This is a genomic window from Roseinatronobacter sp. NSM, assembly GCF_052379845.1.
Taxonomy (GTDB): domain Bacteria; phylum Pseudomonadota; class Alphaproteobacteria; order Rhodobacterales; family Rhodobacteraceae; genus Roseinatronobacter.
This window is the reverse complement of record NZ_JBQTCF010000069.1, coordinates 1-6,570: the sequence shown is the minus strand read 5'-3', so window position 1 is coordinate 6,570 and position 6,570 is coordinate 1. Positions and strand designations below refer to the sequence as shown.

The following is a 6,570-nucleotide window of genomic DNA, read 5'->3' as shown; positions in this document are numbered from 1 at the left end:
CTGAAACCCGCCCAAAAGGCGGGTTTCTTTATGCGGTTTCAAGGGACTGGAAAAGCTGTTTCGCAGCTTCCCGCACTCATTCAGGGATCCAGCGACCAGACCCGTGTTAGAGCGTGCCCGCGTTCATTCGTATTCACGCGACCCACCCTAACCTTATGTTGTCGCATGTCTTTTTGCGCAAAACCGGTTCCCACTTTTGCGCGACATGCTCTAACCGGCGCTTGCCGTGCCTTTCTTGGCCTCGGCATAGATGATCAGCGGGGAGGCTTCGGAATTCACGGCTTCTTCATTCACCACAACTTCGTTCACATTCTCAAGGCTGGGCAGGTCGAACATAGTGTCCAGCAAGATATCTTCCATGATAGACCGCAACCCCCGCGCCCCTGTCTTGCGCAAGATTGCGCGCTTGGCAATCGCGCGCAGCGCTTCATCCGTGAAGCTCAGGTCCACACCTTCAATATCAAACAGTTTTTGATACTGCTTGACCAAGGCGTTCTTGGGTTCTGTCAGGATGGTGACAAGCGCATCTTCATCAAGGTCCATCAATGTGGCGATAACTGGCAAACGGCCCACGAATTCCGGGATCAGCCCGAATTTCAACAGATCTTCGGGTTCAAGTTCCTTCAGCGACTCGCCAATGGTGCGGGCGCTTTCGTCCTTGACGTCGGCACCAAAACCGATGGCCGACCCTTTGCCCCGCTGCGCGATAATCCGGTCCAGCCCCGCGAAGGCACCCCCGCAGATAAACAGGATATTGGTCGTATCCACCTGCAAGAATTCTTGTTGCGGGTGTTTGCGCCCCCCTTGCGGGGGCACACTGGCAACAGTGCCTTCCATCAGCTTCAGCAACGCTTGCTGCACCCCTTCACCCGAGACATCGCGCGTGATGGACGGGTTGTCGGATTTGCGCGTGATCTTGTCGACCTCATCAATATAGACGATGCCGCGCTGTGCGCGTTCGACATTGTATTCGCTGGATTGCAGCAACTTCAGGATAATGTTTTCCACATCTTCGCCGACATAGCCCGCTTCGGTCAGTGTGGTTGCATCGGCCATGGTGAAGGGCACATCCAGAATGCGCGCCAGCGTCTGGGCCAACAATGTCTTGCCGCAGCCGGTGGGACCGATCAGCAGGATGTTGGATTTCGACAGTTCCACTTCACCGGATTTGCCGGAATGGTTCAGCCGCTTGTAGTGGTTGTGCACTGCGACGGACAGAACGCGTTTGGCTTGTTCCTGCCCGATGACATAATCATCCAGCACATTGCAAATCTCGCGCGGGCTGGGCACGCCGTCGGTGGTTTTCAGTCCGCCGGTTTTTGTTTCCTCGCGGATGATGTCCATGCACAGCTCAACACATTCATCACAGATGAATACTGTCGGCCCTGCGATCAGTTTGCGCACTTCGTGCTGGCTTTTGCCACAGAAGGAACAATAAAGGGTGTTCTTGCTGTCTTTTTCCGATGTTGCCATCACATACCTCTGTGGTCTTGACTGCGAAAAGGACCTGTAGGCCAAAACAGACCTTTCGCGTTGGTCTTGATATGGCCCAAGGGTAGGTTAGTCGGGGGGGAGGAACAATGCAAAACTGTGAAAAAGCCTTACAAAAATCCCCAACTGCCCCCCGGATTTGTGTCAAGCGCTGGCAGTATCGGCGCGCGACGTGACGATTTCGTCAATCAGGCCCCAATCCTTTGCCATTTCGGCAGTCATGAAATTGTCGCGTTCCAGCGCGTCTTCAACCTTTTTCAGGGTTTGGCCAGTGTGACGCACATAGATTTTGTTCAGACGTTCCTTCAGTTCCAGAATTTCGCGGGCATGGATGGAAATATCCGTCGCCTGCCCCTGAAACCCGCCCGAGGGCTGGTGCACCATGATGCGCGAATTCGGCAAGGAGAATCGCATGCCTTTTTCGCCGGCCGCCAGCAAAAGCGACCCCATGCTGGCGGCCTGACCGACAACAAGGGTGGACACTTTGGGTTTGATATATTGCATCGTGTCATAGATCGACAGGCCCGAGGTGACGACGCCGCCGGGGCTGTTGATATACATGCTGATTTCCTTGGACGGATTGTCCGCTTCAAGGTGCAGCAATTGCGCGACAATCAGGCTGGCCATGCCGTCATGCACAGGGCCGGTCACAAAGATGATACGTTCCTTCAGCAACCGCGAGAAGATGTCGTAGGCCCGTTCCCCGCGGCTGGTCTGTTCAACGACCATGGGGACAAGGTTCATGTAGGTTTCAATCGGGTCTTGCATTGCGCCTGCCTTTGTGTGGACCTGTTCGGGTCAGTGATAACTTAAATAGGTTGCGTGAATCTTAGTCCTGCGCTTGGGGGGCTGCAAGGGGCAGGCGGGAATTTGTCGGAAACGGCGCGCGGCGTATCATTGCAGCGCCTTTCCCAGACGCGGCAGGTTCGCACGTTTCAGAAGCGCGCGCAGGGGCTGTGCCCGCCCGGACGCGGCTTCGGTTGCGGTGCGCGCGGCGTGAACGGCCTGTTCAACACATTGCGGCGCATCCAGCCACAGCGCCATCAGGAACGCATCGGGGCTTTGGGCCTGCACCCCTTCCGCCTGCAGCGCGCGGCGCGGAAAATCCCGCAGGTTCAAGGTTATGATGCACTCTGCCTGCGCGGATATGGCCGTTGCCAGCACATGCTTGTCGGCCGCGTCGGGCAGGTCCAGCCGTGCTTCCAGTTCGGGCGCGGCAGGGATTTCAGCCATCGGCCACAGGGCGCGCAACTGCGCGATTTCCCCGGCCGCAATCACCGCGCCCGCTGGTCCCAGCCGTGCTGCGGCGTGTTGCCATTCGGCCAGTATGCGCGCCGACCACACAGGCGTAAACCCGTTGCGCGCGGCCACGCCGACAAGAATTTCGCGCAACACCGTGGGATACAGCACGCAGGCATCCAGAACCGCGCGCATCAGTCCAGCCGGAAGAAGACAGCCTTAAGATACCCGCTTTCAGCCAGTTGCGGCAATTGCGGGTGATCTGCCCCGCCAAAGCCAGTGTGAATAAGTTGTGCGCGCCGCCCGGCCCGCCCGATCCCGCGCGCGCTGGCATTGCGAAAACTTGTCAGGTCGGCCGCATGGGAACATGAACACAACCCCAGATAGCCGCCCGGTGCCACCAGCGGCGCAGCCAGACGCGCAACCCGTTCATAGGCGCGCAAGCCCTTGTCCAGCGCGGGTTTGCTGGGCGCGAAGGCGGGCGGATCGCAGACCACCAGATCGAATTGCGCCCCTTCGGTGGCCAGCGCTTCCATCACCGCGAAGGCGTCACCCTGACGGGTCTGGAAATGCGCGGCCAGCCCGCTTGCACCGGCCCCTTGCCGTGCCAGTTCCAGCGCGGGCGCGGAACTGTCCACTGCCAGCGCAGATGCAGCCCCTTGCGCCAGCGCGGCCAGTGCAAACCCGCCCACATGCGAAAACACATCCAGAACACGCGCGCCGCTGGCCAATCGCGCGGCAAAGGCGTGATTGTCGCGCTGGTCGAAAAACAGGCCCGTTTTCTGCCCGCCCAGCAAATCGGCCATATAGGTGGCGCCGTTCATCTGCACAGGCACGGCCCCGTCCAGACTGCCACAATGCAGCACGGTTTCTTCGTCCAGCCCTTCCAGCGCACGCGACCGCCCGCTGGCATTTTTCACAATCGTCGAAACGCCGGTGACCTGCTGCAGGGCCTGCGCGAGCAGGGCAAAATGCGCCTCTGCCCAGGCCGCATTGGGCTGGATGACCGCCGCATCGCCAAAACGGTCAATGATGACACCGGGCAGGCCGTCAGCCTCGGCGTGGACCAGCCGGTAGAAGGGCGCGTCATGCAGCCGGTCGCGCAACTGCTGCGCGCGTGCGATACGGTCCGCCAGCCAGTCCAGTGTGATATCCGCATCGGGGTTGCGGTCCATCATGCGGGCAATGATTTTCGACACCGGATTAACGGTGACAAGGCCAAGCGCGTTGCCCTCGGCATCTTCCAGATTGGCGAAACTGCCCGCAGCCAGCGCGCGCGTGCGCCGGTCGGTCACCAGTTCATTGGCAAAGACCCATGGGAAACCGTGGCGAATGGCACGCGCTTCGGCTTTGGGTTTCAGGCGGATAACGGGACGTTTTGACATATGCGGCACCTTTTGGCATTCCCCGCAGCCCTACGCCAGCATCACGCCAGAGGGAAGGGGCAGACCACCGCGCGTGCGCCCGCGATTGGCCAAATGTCGCCCATCGCGGATAAAAAGCTGCAAAAGCAGGTGCTTTCAATGGTTATTGGTTATTCCTTCGAATACCGTTTCATCCTATAGTCGCGGGAAAAATACCATAGCCTGCGCAAACGTCCGCGCTGACGCAGGCGCGCTGCACACAAGATCGGGGGTAACATAAATGATTCGTTCGGAACTGATCCAGAAAATAGCCGAAGAAAATCCGCATCTGTTTCAACGCGATGTGGAGCGCATTGTGAACACGATATTTGAAGAAATCACCGAAGCCCTTGCGCGGGGGGAACGCGTGGAATTGCGCGGTTTCGGTGCGTTCTCGGTCAAACAGCGCGATGCCCGCGTGGGGCGCAACCCGCGCACAGGCGAAAGCGTGACAGTGGAAGAAAAGGCCGTGCCCTTTTTCAAAACCGGAAAACTGCTGCGTGACCGGCTGAATGGAATAGAGGAATAGTGGAATGTTGACCTATCTGCGTTATGGTGTGCTGGCGCTTATTGCCTTGGTGCTGGTGACATTGGCCCTTGCCAACAGGGCAGTCGTCACGGTGCAGTTGCTGCCGGATGTGTTGGCGGGGCTGATGGGGTTCAACCTGTCGATGACGCTGCCATTGTTCATGATCCTTGGGCTGGCGGTGGGGTTTGGGTTGCTGCTGGGCTTCGTGTGGGAATGGGTGCGGGAATACGGGTATCGGCGTGACGCGTCACGCGCCCGCCGCGAGGCTGATGCCTTGCGTGCGGACCTGCGGCGGGTGGAAACCATCGCGCCGCAAACCCGCAAGGATGATGTGCTTGCCGTTCTTGACGCGCGCTGAAACTGATTGAAACTGATTGCCGGGGGGGGGGGCGCATGCCGGACGCGGTTCATGTGAAGATTTGCGGATTGACCGATCCTGCCCATATGCGCGCTGCAGTTGATGCGGGCGCGCGCTATGTGGGGTTCGTGTTTTTCCCGAAATCGCCGCGCCATGTGTCCCTTGCGCAGGCGCGCGCGCTGGCGCTGGCTGTGCCCGAAGGCGTGGCCAAGGTCGCGCTGACAGTGGATGGTGATGATGACATGCTGGCGGAACTGGTCGCACAGGTGCCGCTGGACATGTTGCAGTTGCATGGCCATGAATCCCCCGCCCGTGTTGCGGCGCTGCGCGCGCGGTTCGGGTTGCCAGTGATGAAAGCCGTCGGCGTGGCCGGAGCTGATGATCTGGCGGCGCTGGACATTTATGGCGGTGTTGCCGACCAGCTTCTGGTGGATGCAAAGCCAACGCAGGCAGCAACGCTGCCGGGGGGCAACGGGCTAAGTTTTGACTGGAACCTTATTGCCGGACGGCGCTGGGCCTGCCCCTGGATGCTGGCAGGCGGGTTGGAGGCGGGCAATGTTGCGCAGGCCATCGCGCTGACAGGGGCGCGTCAGGTGGATGTGTCTTCTGGTGTGGAAACCCGCCCCGGTGTGAAGGATGCCGCGCGCATGGCTGAATTTATCCGCGCCGCGCAGTCTGCTGTTGCGCTGTCAGGCCAGACAACAGGGTGATGGCATTCGCCCCAAACCTGCCGGGTTTTCAGGGTTGGCCGTGCCGCGCCTTGATGCATGTCATGTTCAGTTGTCTTCAAGCGACCTGCCTTAGCCCACAAGTTCGGGCGCAATGAGCGGCGTGCCCATGGATGCATCGGGTTGGACGGGGGCGCAGCGTCTGGGAATGCGCGGCCCTTCTACTGACAGGATCGCTTCCAGCCCTGCATTGCAATGGACCAGTTCGGCCAGATACAGATCATCAAGCGCGCTGTAGAAGGATTCGATCGCGCGCGACAAATGCGGGCGCATGACGCAATGGTCTTTCAACGGGCAGGTGTTGGAGGTTGAAAAACACTCCATAAACGGCAGGCCGGATTCAAAGGCGCGAAACACCTCGCCCACACTGATGCATGATGGGTCGCGCGCCAGATGGAACCCGCCATGCCGCCCGCGCAGCGTGGTGATAAACCCGTCCTGACCCAGTTTGTTGATAACCTGTGCCAAGTGGTTTTCCGAGGCGTTGATGGCTTGTGCGGCGTCCTGCTTGCGCACCAGCCTGTCTTGATTGACAGCACAGAACATCAAGGTGCGCAGGGCCAGATTGGTGCGGGTTGTCAGACGCATTCAGGAATTCCCCCTATCGGCAAGGTGACACGCAGCCAAGGGCCTGTGCCGAAAACATGACCTTTGCAGGTGTATTATTTGCAATGCGCCAATGCTGTCATTGATCAAGATCAAGTTAGCGCAACAGTTGGGCGTGTGGGGCGGGGGGGGGGGGCGTCACGGCGCTGGATGTGTGCTTTCACAACGTATAACCCGTGCTTTTCAGGGGCTTTGATACCGGAAGTGGACGGGGGT

The 6,570-nt window shown here is 59.5% G+C and carries 8 protein-coding genes; 3 read left to right on the top strand and 5 right to left on the bottom strand.

Translation table 11 applies throughout. From position 1 onward, the window contains the following. Positions 1–210: 210 nt before the first annotated feature. From clpX to ACTZWY_RS19405, 4 genes are all read right to left on the bottom strand, one after another. The gene (clpX, locus tag ACTZWY_RS19420; protein WP_444792362.1) at positions 211–1,473 is read right to left on the bottom strand and encodes an ATP-dependent Clp protease ATP-binding subunit ClpX; all 1,263 of its coding nucleotides are present in this window, start codon (positions 1,471–1,473) and stop codon (positions 211–213) included. Positions 1,474–1,635: 162 nt separating this feature from the next. Beyond that, entirely contained in the window at positions 1,636–2,259 is a 624-nt protein-coding gene (locus ACTZWY_RS19415) for an ATP-dependent Clp protease proteolytic subunit (RefSeq protein WP_444792361.1), read from the bottom strand. Between the two features lie 126 nt (positions 2,260–2,385). Then, positions 2,386–2,925, bottom strand: coding sequence for an RSP_2648 family PIN domain-containing protein (locus ACTZWY_RS19410; RefSeq protein WP_444792360.1), 540 nt, complete (start codon positions 2,923–2,925; stop codon positions 2,386–2,388). Next, positions 2,925–4,115, bottom strand: coding sequence for an RSP_2647 family RNA methyltransferase (locus tag ACTZWY_RS19405; protein ID WP_444792359.1), 1,191 nt, complete (start codon positions 4,113–4,115; stop codon positions 2,925–2,927). Before ACTZWY_RS19405 ends, ACTZWY_RS19410 begins: the two co-directional genes overlap by 1 nt. A gap of 259 nt (positions 4,116–4,374) precedes the next feature. Between ACTZWY_RS19405 and ihfB the strand changes: the two genes are divergently transcribed. From ihfB to ACTZWY_RS19390, 3 genes are read left to right on the top strand one after another with little or no spacing between them, the layout of a single operon-like run. Continuing rightward, the gene (gene ihfB, locus ACTZWY_RS19400) at positions 4,375–4,662 is read left to right on the top strand and encodes an integration host factor subunit beta (RefSeq protein ID WP_444792358.1); all 288 of its coding nucleotides are present in this window, start codon (positions 4,375–4,377) and stop codon (positions 4,660–4,662) included. 4 nt (positions 4,663–4,666) lie between these two features. Further along, positions 4,667–5,020, top strand: a complete 354-nt coding sequence (locus tag ACTZWY_RS19395) for a LapA family protein (RefSeq protein WP_444792357.1) — start codon at positions 4,667–4,669, stop codon at positions 5,018–5,020. A gap of 35 nt (positions 5,021–5,055) precedes the next feature. Beyond that, entirely contained in the window at positions 5,056–5,730 is a 675-nt protein-coding gene (locus tag ACTZWY_RS19390) for a phosphoribosylanthranilate isomerase (protein WP_444792356.1), read from the top strand. A 90-nt stretch (positions 5,731–5,820) separates the two neighbouring features. Here the strand turns inward: ACTZWY_RS19390 and ACTZWY_RS19385 are convergent, their stop codons facing one another. Beyond that, entirely contained in the window at positions 5,821–6,336 is a 516-nt protein-coding gene (locus ACTZWY_RS19385) for an RrF2 family transcriptional regulator (RefSeq protein WP_444792355.1), read from the bottom strand. Positions 6,337–6,570 lie beyond the last annotated feature (234 nt).

Bases quoted from the DNA above. Each gene is read 5' to 3' on its own strand.
- clpX (WP_444792362.1), bottom strand. From the start codon at position 1,473: ATGGCAACATCGGAAAAAGACAGCAAGAACACCCTTTATTGTTCCTTC.
- ACTZWY_RS19415 (WP_444792361.1), bottom strand. From the start codon at position 2,259: ATGCAAGACCCGATTGAAACCTACATGAACCTTGTCCCCATGGTCGTT.
- ACTZWY_RS19410 (WP_444792360.1), bottom strand. From the start codon at position 2,925: ATGCGCGCGGTTCTGGATGCCTGCGTGCTGTATCCCACGGTGTTGCGC.
- ACTZWY_RS19405 (WP_444792359.1), bottom strand. From the start codon at position 4,115: ATGTCAAAACGTCCCGTTATCCGCCTGAAACCCAAAGCCGAAGCGCGT.
- ihfB (WP_444792358.1), top strand. From the start codon at position 4,375: ATGATTCGTTCGGAACTGATCCAGAAAATAGCCGAAGAAAATCCGCAT.
- ACTZWY_RS19395 (WP_444792357.1), top strand. From the start codon at position 4,667: ATGTTGACCTATCTGCGTTATGGTGTGCTGGCGCTTATTGCCTTGGTG.
- ACTZWY_RS19390 (WP_444792356.1), top strand. From the start codon at position 5,056: ATGCCGGACGCGGTTCATGTGAAGATTTGCGGATTGACCGATCCTGCC.
- ACTZWY_RS19385 (WP_444792355.1), bottom strand. From the start codon at position 6,336: ATGCGTCTGACAACCCGCACCAATCTGGCCCTGCGCACCTTGATGTTC.